The organism is Metabacillus sediminilitoris, assembly GCF_009720625.1.
GTDB lineage: Bacteria > Bacillota > Bacilli > Bacillales > Bacillaceae > Metabacillus > Metabacillus sediminilitoris.
Genome location: NZ_CP046266.1, coordinates 1,557,707 through 1,571,524, shown reverse-complemented (window position 1 = coordinate 1,571,524; position 13,818 = coordinate 1,557,707). Strand labels below are relative to the sequence as shown.

Annotated in this window: 15 protein-coding genes and 1 pseudogene; 1 reads left to right on the top strand and 15 read right to left on the bottom strand. The window is 36.8% G+C overall.

The annotated features are described in order from the left end of the window. Positions 1-41: 41 nt before the first annotated feature. From GMB29_RS07645 to GMB29_RS27260, 6 genes and pseudogenes are all read right to left on the bottom strand, one after another. Positions 42-980: a ring-cleaving dioxygenase gene (locus GMB29_RS07645; protein WP_136357705.1), complete on the bottom strand. Its 939-nt coding sequence runs from the start codon at positions 978-980 to the stop codon at positions 42-44. A gap of 31 nt (positions 981-1,011) precedes the next feature. Beyond that, positions 1,012-1,437: pseudogene (locus tag GMB29_RS07640) on the bottom strand (hypothetical protein). 17 nt (positions 1,438-1,454) lie between these two features. Next, a complete protein-coding gene (locus GMB29_RS07635; RefSeq protein ID WP_136357703.1) occupies positions 1,455-1,853 on the bottom strand; it encodes a DoxX family protein in 399 nt (132 codons plus the stop codon). A 57-nt stretch (positions 1,854-1,910) separates the two neighbouring features. Continuing rightward, a complete protein-coding gene (locus tag GMB29_RS07630; protein ID WP_136357701.1) occupies positions 1,911-2,339 on the bottom strand; it encodes a MarR family winged helix-turn-helix transcriptional regulator in 429 nt (142 codons plus the stop codon). A gap of 412 nt (positions 2,340-2,751) precedes the next feature. Continuing rightward, complete coding sequence (gene rpiA / locus GMB29_RS07625) at positions 2,752-3,429, bottom strand: ribose-5-phosphate isomerase RpiA (RefSeq protein WP_136357726.1); 678 nt, start codon at positions 3,427-3,429, stop codon at positions 2,752-2,754. 240 nt (positions 3,430-3,669) lie between these two features. Then, positions 3,670-3,852: a hypothetical protein gene (locus GMB29_RS27260; RefSeq protein ID WP_227551577.1), complete on the bottom strand. Its 183-nt coding sequence runs from the start codon at positions 3,850-3,852 to the stop codon at positions 3,670-3,672. 111 nt (positions 3,853-3,963) lie between these two features. On the opposite strand from GMB29_RS27260, the gene GMB29_RS26930 reads away from it, so the two are divergent. Next, complete coding sequence (locus tag GMB29_RS26930; protein WP_168733951.1) at positions 3,964-4,104, top strand: hypothetical protein; 141 nt, start codon at positions 3,964-3,966, stop codon at positions 4,102-4,104. Positions 4,105-4,272: 168 nt separating this feature from the next. Here the strand turns inward: GMB29_RS26930 and GMB29_RS07615 are convergent, their stop codons facing one another. The 9 genes from GMB29_RS07615 to GMB29_RS07575 all read right to left on the bottom strand — a co-directional run bounded on the left by GMB29_RS07615 (position 4,273) and on the right by GMB29_RS07575 (position 13,793). After that, positions 4,273-4,713, bottom strand: a complete 441-nt coding sequence (locus GMB29_RS07615) for an NUDIX domain-containing protein (RefSeq protein ID WP_136357699.1) — start codon at positions 4,711-4,713, stop codon at positions 4,273-4,275. Between the two features lie 284 nt (positions 4,714-4,997). Next, positions 4,998-5,705 carry a class I SAM-dependent methyltransferase gene (locus tag GMB29_RS07610; protein ID WP_136357697.1) on the bottom strand — a complete coding sequence of 236 codons (708 nt, stop codon included), beginning with the start codon at positions 5,703-5,705 and terminating at the stop codon, positions 4,998-5,000. A 280-nt stretch (positions 5,706-5,985) separates the two neighbouring features. Further along, positions 5,986-6,819: a shikimate dehydrogenase gene (gene aroE / locus GMB29_RS07605; RefSeq protein WP_136357695.1), complete on the bottom strand. Its 834-nt coding sequence runs from the start codon at positions 6,817-6,819 to the stop codon at positions 5,986-5,988. 17 nt (positions 6,820-6,836) lie between these two features. Next, positions 6,837-8,264, bottom strand: a complete 1,428-nt coding sequence (locus GMB29_RS07600) for an aldehyde dehydrogenase family protein (RefSeq protein WP_136357693.1) — start codon at positions 8,262-8,264, stop codon at positions 6,837-6,839. Between the two features lie 29 nt (positions 8,265-8,293). Next, entirely contained in the window at positions 8,294-9,046 is a 753-nt protein-coding gene (locus GMB29_RS07595) for an SDR family NAD(P)-dependent oxidoreductase (RefSeq protein WP_136357691.1), read from the bottom strand. 15 nt (positions 9,047-9,061) lie between these two features. Next, complete coding sequence (gene lpdA, locus GMB29_RS07590) at positions 9,062-10,444, bottom strand: dihydrolipoyl dehydrogenase (protein WP_136357689.1); 1,383 nt, start codon at positions 10,442-10,444, stop codon at positions 9,062-9,064. Positions 10,445-10,456: 12 nt separating this feature from the next. Next, positions 10,457-11,791 carry a dihydrolipoamide acetyltransferase family protein gene (locus GMB29_RS07585; protein ID WP_136357687.1) on the bottom strand — a complete coding sequence of 445 codons (1,335 nt, stop codon included), beginning with the start codon at positions 11,789-11,791 and terminating at the stop codon, positions 10,457-10,459. Between the two features lie 12 nt (positions 11,792-11,803). Beyond that, positions 11,804-12,784 carry an alpha-ketoacid dehydrogenase subunit beta gene (locus GMB29_RS07580; protein ID WP_136357685.1) on the bottom strand — a complete coding sequence of 327 codons (981 nt, stop codon included), beginning with the start codon at positions 12,782-12,784 and terminating at the stop codon, positions 11,804-11,806. A 19-nt stretch (positions 12,785-12,803) separates the two neighbouring features. Further along, on the bottom strand, positions 12,804-13,793 hold the full coding sequence (locus GMB29_RS07575; RefSeq protein ID WP_136357683.1) for a thiamine pyrophosphate-dependent dehydrogenase E1 component subunit alpha: 990 nt from the start codon (positions 13,791-13,793) through the stop codon (positions 12,804-12,806). Positions 13,794-13,818 lie beyond the last annotated feature (25 nt).

The window sequence follows — 13,818 nt, the reverse complement described above, 5'->3', positions numbered from 1 at the left end:
TCTCCTCCAATTCACCAATGAGATTTTGTACCCTCTAAAAGTTAATCTAATTCTCTAACTTCAAACGGAAGGACAACTTGTTCAATCTGTTCTCGATGTGGTTCATATTGATTTGGCAGCATCAAATTTTTTCCCATCGTTTCATTTGATTCATCATGAGCAAACCCTGGTGGATCAGTTGCGATTTCAAAAAGAATTTCCCCATGCTCTCTAAAGTAAATCGCATTAAAATAGTTGCGATCCTGAACAGGTGTGACACCATAACCATAACCTTCAATATATTTTTTCCAATCTAGTTGATCTTGATCATCCTGAGCTCTCCAAGCAATATGGTGGACAGTTCCTACACCCATACGTCCACTGCCGATTGTAGTTAATTTTAAATCAATGATATTTCCTATATCACTAATAGAACGGAAGCGGATAAAATCTCCTTCTTTTCCTATTTGTTCAAGACCCATGATTTTTTCTAACAGTTCTGCTGTTTTTTCAGGTTGTTTTGATAATAATGTGGCGCCGCCAAATCCTTTTATAGCTACATCAGGTGTCACATCTCCAAATTGCCAAGTGTTCCCTTCTCCTTGTTCTCTTTCAACAATTTCCAAATGAAGTCCATGTGGATCATCAAATTCCAAGTACTGCTCGCCAAAGCGTTCCATTTTTGTAAAAGGAATAGTAAACTTTTCTAGTCTTTTCTCCCAAAATCCCATGGCTCCTGTAGGAACAACATATGATGTAACACCTACTTGACCATCACCAATTTTCCCTTGATAGGCATCAGCCCAAGGGAAAAATGTAATAATTGTTCCTGGTTTCCCGCCTTCATTGCCAAAATATAGATGATACGTACCTGGGTCATCAAAATTTACTGTTTTTTTCACTAAACGTAACCCTAAAACCCCCGCATAAAAATCAACATTCTCTTGTGGATGACCTACGATTGCCGTGATATGATGAATTCCCATTGTTTTTTTACTCATTGTCTTTCCCTCCGATTCTATTAATTTATTGTTAAATATATGAGATAAATTCACTAACTGGCTTGCGATATCCTCCTGGTTTTCTACTTTCTATTTTTCTTTTCCTAGTGTAATCATCATCACTACTTCGTTTTGTTCATCTATGTTAGCACCTTGGAACCTTCGTAATTTCAGGTACCTGCAAAAAAGCATTTTTATCGCCTATGATAACCACAGAAGAACTTGATACTTTATATTGTCCATTTACTGCCTTCTTTAATTTTTCTTTCGTTCCTAGGTCAATTACTGTTAAATAATTTGTATGTTGCAGATTAAATACTAAAGGTGCAAGTTTAATCAACTCAAAAATTTCATTACATTCTTCTTTTGTCAACATATGATTTGGAAGAAAATTGCTTGCAGAGCACCTTACTTTTATCAACTGTATAAAGTCTGCCCATCCTCTTGCTTTATCAATCTCGAATTCGAGATAATTTAGAATAAAAACGCATCCAACGCATATTGTCCAGGTCCGATTAATGCAATACCAATAGCTACTGCAAGCAAAGTCAAATTATACTCACAGCCATTTTGTGTAGACCATAATCCATTTGGACGATGTACTTTTACAATTGCGATTACCATTGTTGCCGCAATCATCATACCGGCAAGTGGTGTGAGAAGCCCTAACGTAAATAATATTCCCCCGATTAGTTCTGTTAATCCTGCAAGAAGTGCCATTGTCACTCCAGGTTTTAACCCAAGAGAATCCATCCAATTCCCTGTGCCTTTTAATCCATAACCGCCAAACCAACCAAATAGTTTCTGTGCACCATGTCCAATGAATAACACACCAATGACCAACCTAATTAGTAATAAACCGATACTTAACATCTTTATTCCTCCTCGTTTTTATCTTTTATCTCGAATTCGAGATAAAAACTTAAAAAATTATGATTCTACTCTTTTCTTTACTTTTTTCAGAAGTTTCACCAATGTATGTGACTCTTGATCTGTTAAATCACTAAACATGTTATCAATCAAATCACGATGTTTAGGAATGATTTTCTCCATTACAATTATTCCAGTTTCAGTTAAGAACACATGTATGACACGTCTATCATCAGGACAGGCCGTTCGTTTTACTAAATCTCTTTGTTCTAATTTATCAATAATATAAGTCATTGAACCACTAGAAATAAGGATACTGCTGCCAATCTGCTGAATCGTTTGCTTCCCCTTAAGATAAAGTACCTCTAAAACAGAGAATTCTGTAATACTTAGCTTATGATTGGTCATTTCCGTCTTCATTTGTTCCTGAATGGCTTTGGATGTTTGCATAAGCAACAGATAGGGCTCATTCGTACATTTTTCTTCCATTACAGTACCTCCTTTCTTAATAAAGAAATATCTCGAATTAAATTATCTTGAATATGAGATAATTTTAATACATTAATTCTTTTATGTCAATAATCATTCTATGATTGTGCTTTTTATTTGATTTTATTGTCACGAAATATGCTACTACTTTTAGACAAGTTGTTGAATAGAGATAATTCTAGACAAAAATGAGACCCTGCAATATGAGTGGGATCTGACGCTTTCAATTTTCAAATGGTTTAACTGGTGTTTATTTGTCCTTCATGAACCTTATGAAGGACCTTTTTCTAACCCGCTTCAGTTTCTTGCCCTTCGTCAGCCTTATGAAAGAGTATCTCTTAACAACACTGCGTCTTTTCCGTATTTTTTCTCCATCCAGTCACAGATTACAAAAAATGGGCAGAAATAACTGTTACTTATGATTTCTATCAATTAAAACAACATTCTTTTCCTGATCTAATGAGATAACAATATCGGACATATTGATAAACAAGCCATTTTCTACAACCCCTGGAAACATATTAAGCTTTTCTTCAAGTTCTTTTGTATGCAATGTATGTGAGATGTCACAGTCAAAAATGTAGTTGCCATTATCAGTCTTATAAGGCTTGCCCTCAAATAAACGAAGAATGGGATCGTTTCCGAGTTCACGGATATGTTTTTCTGTTAATTCTGCTCCAAACGGAACAACTTCGACCGGAAGCCGAAATGCTCCTAATTTTTCAACCATCTTGAAAGGGGTCGCGACTACAATAAATTTTTTCGCTGCTTTGGCAATTATTTTCTCTCTTAAGAGAGCTCCTCCACCACCTTTAATCAAGTCTAAATTAGTATCGACTTCATCGGCCCCATCAATAGCGACATCAATTTGCTCAATATCCTTAAAATTTGCCAGTGGAATCCCTGCCTTTTTAGCTAACTCCTCTGTTTGAACAGAGGTAGGAATTCCTTGAATGTTTAAACCTTCTTTCACTCGTTGTCCAAGTTTCATGATTGTATAATACACAGTAGATCCTGTGCCAAGCCCTACGACCATACCGTCTTCTACGAAGTCTGCTGCTTTTTCGCCAACTCGTTTTTTTTCATCCAAGTCTTTCATATTTCTCTCTCCTTTTCCCTTTCGATTTTCCTTAGCAATTCGTTTAGTATAGACCATTCAGTTAACTAAGATTATTATTTAGATTTGCATAGCTTTTTACCATTGTTGATGTTGAAAATTTTATTATATATTTATCACTTAGTTCTCTCTTTACTTTTTCTGTTAAGTTAGCACCTAGTTTATTATGCTCTTCTTCCATTTCAATACCATTTGGAATGAAAGATCAATCTCCTAATCCATCCATTCACCATATATCGTTACCCAATTCTTACAATTCCCCTTTTTTAACTCATTTGAAATCGGTATGTCTTCTAAATCAAAGTTACAACCGCAGTGATTACACCAAATAGGGTCTGCACCAATATCACCATCTACCTTTAATTCACGTGCTTGCTCACAAAAACATTCCATCATTATCTTCCATCACCTTCACTAAGATTGAAACGCCCTTAAAATAATCATTTTATAAAATATACGAAAAGAGAAATACTAAAACCGTTGCACTTAATTTAAGGAGGTACTTACATGTCTAAAGATAATCAAACACCATCACCACAAGTAGATCAAAAGAAATTACTTGATGACAAAGTAAAAGCCCTTAGGGAAAATAATTTTGAAGATGGTCATACTCGCAGGGTAACGCCTAATGGAGCAGATGGGCAGTAAGAATTGTACAGGGGTATTAAGTTTCCGCTATTAATTAGCCAGTAAACACTGAAATGGGACAAGTTCGTTTCCCTTGTCCCGTTTACTCATTTTTCTAACGTAATCGATTGTATGCTAATAAAAATTCGGTTTATTTTTTATCATTTTCTTCCTTAAATTCATTCATAATTATCGAATGAATGCCAATTCTGTATCAGCAAGTGCATCTTCTAACCAACGAGGATGCATGTTCAACAGATCATGCGGCAGGTCCTTTTGTCCAAAAAACTTAATTTCAAGTGATTCATTGGAATTACATCTAAGATCACCACCTGTAATGTTTGCAAGGAAACAAGTTGTGATAAAATGAACGACTTTTCCATTTGGATATGAAAACACTTGTGAATCAGGGTCAGAATAAACACCAATTAACTTTTTAATGCTTATATCTAAATTCGTTTCCTCTTTTACTTCCCTTATTGCTGCTTCAGCGACTGTTTCCCCTATTTCTATATGTCCTGATGGAATTCCCCAGCGTCTGACATCAGCTCTTTTTTGTAATAGGACTTTATTTTCTTCATTCAAAATAATGACCGCAACCGCTGCTTTTATTTCATCAATTTTTTCCATCCTATAAAACCTCCTTTAATAATAAAAAAGTCCGAAGGGAAAGATTTCAACGCATGACAAATACGCTGAACCTTTCCCCTCGGACCTTTTATGTCAATAGGTGCCTTCTACATGTGTAAAAGAGATAGCCCTCGGTCACAGTCCTATATAAATAGCGGAACCCTAGCTACAATTTTCCAGTTCAAATAATATCAACTTTTTAGTTACATCCTTATATTACAACGAAACTGGAATAAAATAAATGTAACAGTCACTATCCTAGCAATATTTTGAAAAACAATTGATCATGTTACACGTGCTTTTATAATAAGAAACTGAGGACTTTTCATAAGCCTTTCATATTTTTCCGGTTCGTGCCGTTTAAACGTTTTTGTTGGTTGTGGTTCAATTATCTCTTCAATGGAAAAATAGTGTAGTGTTTTGTTCACAATGTCGCTAAGTGGTCTTCGATAAAATGGAACTTCAAATAATTTCCCTTCTTTCGTCCATTTATCAAGTATCAATTCAGTTGAAAAATAATGAGGATCTTGGAGTAATTTAAGATCTGAAAAAGGATGATGTATTGAAAATAATAAGACACCCCCTGGTTTTAATATTCTTTTAAATTCACTGAAGATATGACTCCAATCCTTTATATAATGAAGAGTTAGTGAGCTTAATATGAAATCGAATGAATGATCTTCAAAGGGTAAATTCTTTTCCAAATCCAAACATAAAACCTTTGCCATATCTCCAACACGCCTTATTGTAGAATGAACCATTTCAGGACTGATATCAGTTGCCACAACATTCGCTCCTCTGTTTACCAACTGGAGAGTATACCATCCAGCAGCACAACCAGCATCAAGAACATGTTTATTTGTAAAGTCCTGTGGAAGTTCTTTTAACATTGATGGCCTTTCATATTCACTATTATATAAACTCATTGTGTCTACAGTATGTTCATATACACTTGCGAGTTGATTAAAGGTTGCTATTACTTTTTCTTTCATATTTCACCTCATTTTAGTTTGTAAATCTTCACATACTTTTAATCTACCGACCATTATATGAACTCCTTGTTGAAGGATACAAAACCTCTACAATAAATACGTTCCTGTATTATTTTTTTTAATGCTATTAAACCTTCAACTTGATAATTAAAATTGTAAAAAATGTAAAATTTAAAATCAAGGTAAATTTGTATTATGAAAAGGTCTTAATGTTAAATAAAGAGGGAGTCCTCAAAAGAAGACTCCCTTAAATTAGATAAGATTTTTAAATTCATATACATCAACTCAATGCTTCATTAAGAGTTTGTAACATCACATTATAATCTACCTTTTTTCCTGTCCACATTTCAATCGCAAGTGCATTTTGCAAGGCTAGCATCTTTTTACCATTTTGAGTCCGTGCCCCGTTTTCATGAGCTTGCTTTAGGATTTTCGTTTCTGAAGGATTATATATAATATCCGAAACGAAAGTACCTGGTTTCAAATGGCTTATGTTAATCGGTGATTTGTCCGTTTCAGGCCACATCCCAATAGATGTCGTTTGGATAATAATATCGTACTGAATATGCTTATTTTCTGCCTCAGCAAGGGATATTACGTTTGTGTTTTTTACATTTACACCTATATCTTTTAATATTTTAGCTTTTTCTTTCGTTCTATTAGCAATATCAATCTTTATATCTTTAAATTGTGACAACGTATAGTAAATAGATTGGGCTGCGCCTCCAGCACCAATAATAAGGATATGTTGATTTGATAAACTTTGTATCCCCATATCCTCTAATAATGCTTCTAGATGGGCTTTTCCATCAAAATTGTAACCTACATACTTTCCATCTATCATATGAACAATATTAACAGCCTTCGTTTTTTGAGCAGTTTGGTCGATTTCATCTAAATAAGGGATCACTTTTGCTTTAAAAGGAACTGTTACGATAAATCCCTTTATACCAAGAGTTTTCATTCCTTTAATAGCTGTCTCTAAGTCTTGATACTCTACGTGGAAAGCTTGAAAATGAGCATCAATATGATGGGATTGATAGGCTTTATTTTGTATCAAAGGTGATAAAGAATGCTCGATTGGGTTTCCGATTATTCCAAATAACTCGCTCATATAAAGTCCTCACTACATTAAAATTGTTCTTGATTCCAAACAACTAGCTTCATTTCTGTCATTTCTTCTATCGTATATTTTAGTCCTTCGCGTGCATTACCACTTTCTTTTACACCACCATATGGCATTTGGTCGACACGATACGTTGGAATATCATTAATCATTACACCACCGACTTCAAGCTGCTTTGAAGCATTCAGAGCTGTGTTTATGTCCTTTGTAAAGATTCCTGCCTGTAATCCATATTTTGAATCATTGATTTGACGAATACCCTCTTCTACATTTTCAATCGAATTAATCGTAACGATTGGCGCAAATACTTCTTGACAAGATACTTTAGAATGTGATTTTACATCAACAATAACAGTTGGTAGCAGTATATTCTTAACGATCTCACCGCCTGTTACGACCGTTCCACCCTCTTCAATAGCTTCATCAATCCATGCTTTCGCTCTTTCTATGTCATTTCTAGAAATCAGGGCTGAAAGATCTGTTTGTTCATCTAACGGATCGCCTAATATAAGTTTTTCCGTTGCCTCTTTAAACTTTTCCGTAAATGTCTCAAGCACATTTTCATGAACATAAATTCTTTGTAGCGAGATACAGACTTGTCCTTGGTTCGAAAAAGCACCTGTTACACATTTTGGAATGATCTTGTCTAAATCCATTCCCTCATCTATGATAAGACCAGCATTAGATCCAAGCTCTAATGCCACTTTCTTAAAACCCGCTTTATTTCTAATCCCCAGTCCTACTTCAGGACTTCCAGTAAAAGTAATCATGCTTACCTTATCACTTGTTACTAATCGATCTCCAACTAACCGTCCACTGCCTGTTACCACATTAAAAGCACCTTTTGGTAAGCCTGCTTCTTCCAATAATTCAGCAAGGAAAAAGGCTGATAATGGTGTTTGCGATGCAGGCTTTAGGACAATTGTATTTCCAGCAGCAATCGCCGGACCTACTTTATGAGCAACTAGATTCATCGGAAAATTAAATGGTGTAATCGCCGCCACTACACCAATCGGCTCTCTTAACGTATATCCAAGTCTGTTCCCGCCATTTTGCGCAGCATCCATAGGAATCATTTCACCATGAATGCGTTTTGCTTCTTCTGCTGCGAACTTATAAGTTTCAATCGTTCTGTCTACTTCTCCTAAAGAAAATTTTAATGGTTTTGCAGATTCCAATGAGATAATTTGCGCAGCCTTTATTCTGTTTTCTTTAAATAAAGTGACTAAGTTTTCTAGTATTTTAGCCTTTTCATAAGCCGTCAGCTTTGCCATAGATTCTCGATTATGATAAGCAGCATCGATCGCTGCATCCACTTGTTCTTCAGATGCTTGAGGAATCTCAGCAATTTTCTCTTCGGAATAAGGGGAAAATAAATCTGCATATTGTTCAGATTGAGTCCATTCACCATTAATATATAATTTCTTTCTCACTCCGTTTCGCACTCCTTCAATCTATTAATTTATCTTCCTAATACACCGCCATCTACAGGAATTAAAGTACCTGTTACATAATCAGAAGCAGGAGCAGCTAAGAATAATGCAACACCTGCAACATCTTGAGGCGTTCCCCATCTTTTAGCAGGAATTCTAGCTTCTACTTGCGGTCCTCTTACAGGATCATTCATAAGATCATCATTCATCGTCGTTAACATATAACCTGGTGCGATGGCATTGACCTGAATACCAAATTCAGCCCACTCATTTGATAAAGACTTTGTTAATTGTAAAACCGCACCTTTACTAGTCGAATAAGCAGCTGCATTGAAACCGCCTAGTACAGATAGAATGGATCCCATATTAATGATTTTTCCTGATTCCTGTTTTTTCATTTCTATAGCAGCTAATTTTGATAATTCAAAAACAGAGGTTACGTTTAATCCAAGAATTCGATCCCAGCTTTCAAGCGAAAACTCTAACGCAGGTTTTCTTTCGATTAAGCCAGCACTATTTATTAAAATATCAACTGTACCGCCTAATTTCTCTAAAGCTTCATTAAAAGATTGTCTTAAATTCCCTATATCTAATAAATTCCCTTTAATACCATGAACTTTCACATCATTGGCTTCTAATTTATTAGAAAGATTCAATACTTCATCTGAAATATCGATAACAGCTACTTCAACACCTGCTTGATGAAAAGCCTCTACCATTGAAAAGCCTAATCCTTGCGCACCACCTGTGATAATCGCTTTTTTCCCTTGTAAATCAAACATACATACACCTTCTTTTTAAGAATGAATACCCTTTTCAATAAGTGAATTGGCAGATTCCATTAAAACTTCAGAAAGAGATGGGTGTGGCTGCACCATTTGTGCAAGTTCATCAACTGTTCCTTCTAAGTACATATAAGCAGAGGATTGACTAATCATTTCCGTTACATGAGCACCTACCATGACCACTCCTACTATTTCCCCATATTTCTCATCTACCATCACTTTCGAAAATCCTTCTGTTTCACCTGCTGCTAAAGCTTTTCCATTACCAGAAAAAGAGTATTTATTTACTTTATACTTGATTCCTTTATCTTTTAGTTCAGCTTCACTCATTCCGACACTAGCCACTTGTGGGTTTGTATAAATACAGCGAGGCATTACTTTGTAATTCATCTTTTCTTTTTTCCCATCTAAATTTTCAACAGCCGTTAAGCCTTCAGCACTGGCAACATGTGCTAATTGCAGCCCACCAATCACATCACCTACTGCAAAATAATCTTTTTTACTTGTTTCTAAATAATTATTTACAGCAATATGTCTGCCGCTCAATTTAAGATTTAGATCTGAAACTGCAGAGAGATTCGGTTTACGGCCAACAGCTAATAGGATTTCAGCGGATGTTAACGATTCAAATTTACCTTTTTCAGAGGTTACATTGACAATCTTTCCACTATCATTTTCATTAATCGATATCACTTGATGTTTCGTTAATACTTTTATGCCCTTTTTCTTTAAGCTTTTCAGTAACTCCTTCGAAGCATCTTCATCCTCGGTTGGAATAATTCTTCCACCAAGCTCGACAATCGTTACTTCTGTATTTAAACTTGCAAAAATATTCGCAAATTCTACTCCGATCACCCCTCCACCGACAATGACAATCGATTTCGGGATCTCTGTTATGCTAAAGATCGTATCTGTTGTGTGATAGCTCACATTTTCAATTCCATCAATTGGCGGTACAACAGGTTGGCTGCCTGTGGCGATAATTATTTTTTCACCACTGATTTGTTGTGAGTCATTTTCTTGTTGAATTGTGACTTTTTTATCATCGTGGATCGTTCCGTAGCCTTTATAAACATCAATTTTTCCAGCGTTCAGCAAGTGTTCAATACCGCTTTGCAAAGTAGCAATGACTTGGTCTTTACGGGCAAGCATTTCGGTTAATGAAAAGCTCAAGCCTTCTGTTTTAATTCCCCAATTTTTTGCCTTCTGGATTCCTTCAATAATTTCTGCATGCTTTAATAGCGTTTTCGAAGGAATACAGCCTCTATTCAGGCATGTGCCGCCTAAATCAGCTGCTTCAACAAGTGCTGTCTTTTTTCCGTTTTTGGCAGCTCGAAGTGCCGCAACATAACCGCCTGGGCCGCCACCGACTATTACCACATCGTACGAGGTCATACTGTTACCACCTTATATCATTAATTTGAATGGATTTTCCAATGTATCTTTTAAATCAGTTAAGAATGCCGCCGCTGGAGCACCGTCAATAATACGGTGATCAAAAGATAAGCTTACGTTCATCATGGAACGAACCGCTACTTCACCATTGACAATGACTGGCTTTTCTTGGATACGCCCTACGCCTAAAATTGCTGCATTTGGAGCATTAATAATTGGTGTAAATCCATCAACAGCGTACATTCCTAAATTACTGATGGTAAATGTGCTGCCCTGCATATCATCAGGTGATAGCTTTCCATCGCGGGCTTGTTTGCCGATTGTTTTTGCTTCTCTTGTAATCACAGCAAGTCCTTTTTGATCCACATCTCTAAGCACAGGTACAACTAAACCATCTGACACTGCGACAGCCATCCCAATATGAATGTTCGAATGGTAGACGATTTCGTTCCCTTCCAATGAAATATTCAAGCCAGGGTGTTGCTTTAGGGCAAAGGCTGTCGCTTTCATCAATATGTCATTGAAAGATACTCTTAAGCCTTCTTCTTTTTCAATAACTGGTAATAAATCTTTTCGAAGAGCTACACATTTCGTCATATCGATTTCTGATAAAAGCGTGACATGTGGTGCAGTATAAGCACTGCTGGAAATCCGATCGGCAATGACTTTCCGCATGCCTTTAAATGGTACTCGTTTTTCAGCTTGAACAATTTGTTGAGTTTCATCTGTTTTAATGGAAGAGATTGAAACAATATCATCTTTCACAATTTTTCCGCGTGTGCCTGTTCCTGTCACTCCGTGAATATCAATCCCTTGATCGTCCGCCACCTTCTTCGCCAGCGGGGTAATTTTTTGACGAGGTCGTGCTAAATAATTCTCCACATCCATTTTTTGAATCCTTCCAAGTGGACCTGAGCCTGTAATCATTCTTAAATCAAGCTGATTGTCTTCCGCTAGCTTTCGAGCAGCAGGTGTTCTTCTGATTTTACTGCCAGTTTCTAGTTGTCTCGATTGAATCGTTGACTCTTCGGCCAACCCCGGTCTTTGTGCTTCCGCAGATTGAAGAGAAGCCGTTGGCGTCTGTTTTTCTAAGTCTTCTACTCGTTCATTTTCTTCCCCTAAATAAGCGATATTTTCATGGACTTTTACGACTGTTCCTGCATCATATAATGTTTTTAGTAAGACACCCGTTGTTTCTGCTTCAATTTCTAACACAATTTTATCTGTTTGAATCTCCGCAATTGGGTCTCCTTCTTCGACCGTTTCTCCAACTTGTACTAACCAAGAAACAATTGTTCCTTCTTCCATTGTTGCACCTAATTTAGGCATAACTACTTCCGTTGCCATCTTGACACCTCCTTACTTATTCATTAGCTTTCTGCATTCTTGAATAATGTCATTTACTTGTGGAACAGCGGCTTTTTCTAATTCTGGGTTATATGGAATTGGCGTAGGGACTCCACCTAAGCGTTTAATGGGAGCATCTAAATAATCAAATACTTCGCTTTCGGCAATCATGCTGGCAATTTCTGCCCCGTATCCGCCTCTTTTTACCGCTTCATAAACAACTAATACTCGGCTTGTTTTCTTAACAGATTGGAAAATCGTTTCTGTGTCTAATGGTACTAATGTACGAGGATCAATGACTTCGACACTGATTCCTTCTTTTTCAAGCTCTGCAGCTGCTTCAAGCGCACGATTGACCATGATAGCTGTTGCGATGATCGTGATATCTGTTCCTTCCTTTTTGATATCTGCAACACCTAATGGAATCTCATAATCCTCCTCTGGTACTTCTCCTTTTATGTTGTAAAGAAGCTTATGCTCATAAAACAAAACGGGATTGTCATCTTTAATCGCAGCCTTCATTAACCCTTTCGCATCATACGCATTTGAAGGTTGGACGACTTTTAGGCCAGGCACATGTGTCATCCATGCTTCTAAGCTTTGTGAATGCTGTGCCGCAAATCCAGCACCTGATCCACCTGGAAGTCTGACAACGACAGGAACCTTCGCTTTTCCTCCGAACATATAACGCATTTTTGCTGCTTGGTTGACGATGTTATCCATCGCAATCATCACGAAATCTGAAAACTGAATTTCTAAAATGGGCCTCATGCCTGTCATTGCTGCACCAACTGCACAACCGCTAATAGCAGCCTCAGATATAGGAGTATTTCTTACCCGTTCTGGTCCAAATTCTTCAATCATTCCATTTGTAAGTCCGAAAGCGCCTCCATAAATACCAATATCTTCTCCCATAATGAATACATCTTCATCTTTTCTCATCACTTGACTCATTGATTCTCTAATCGCTTCTAAATACGTCATATCTCTCATTTTCTCCATCACCTTTCCCTTAAGCGTAAATATCTGTTGTTAATGTTTCCAAATCTGGTGCTTTGCTGCTCTCAGCAAATTCAACCGCTTCATCCATTTCTGCTTGAACTCTATTACCTAATTCGATAAATTCTTCTTCTGTGATGATGTTCTCTTCGATCAACTGTTCTTTAAATAAGGCAATTGGATCTCTTTGTTTCTTCCATTCTTTTTCTTCATCTCTTGTTCGATATTTTCTCGCATCACTACGTGAGTGTCCTTCCCATCTGTACGTATGTGCCTCGATTAAAGAAGGACCTTCGCCGTTTCTCGCTCTTTCTACTGCTCTTTCTGTTGCTTCTACAACCTTTAAAATTTCATTGCCATTAATTGTTTCACTTTGAATGCCGTATGCAGCACCGCGATCTGCGATATTTTCAATATTCGTCATTTCTTTGATCCAACCTGACATACCATACAAATTATTTTCGCAGAAGAAAATAACCGGTAGCTTCCAAACGGATGCTAGATTAAGTGATTCATGGAAAGCGCCCTCATTCGAAGCTCCGTCTCCGAAGAAACATAAAACGACATATCCTAAGTCTTTCATTTTTGATGTTAAGGCAGCACCTGTTCCTAAAGGTAAACCAGCGGCGACAATCCCATTTGCACCAAGATTCCCTATATCTAAGTCGGCAATATGCATCGATCCACCTTTGCCTTTACAGTAACCTGTTTCTTTCCCAAGTAATTCAGCCATCATTTTCTTAACATCTGTTCCTTTTGCAATACTATGGCCATGTCCTCGGTGGGTGCTTGTAATTTTATCTTCCTTTGTTAATGGCACACATGCCCCAACGGCTGTTGCTTCCTGCCCAATACATAAATGCATCGTTCCGTGGATTTTCCCTTGTTGATAGAGCTTCTTCAATGTTTCCTCAAAACTTCTAATAACCATCATGTCATATAACATCGTTTTTAATTTTTCAGGTGAAAAAGAAGAATTTTTGATTTTTATTAAGTTAGACATAATTTACCTCCTAAAGGGTTAAATA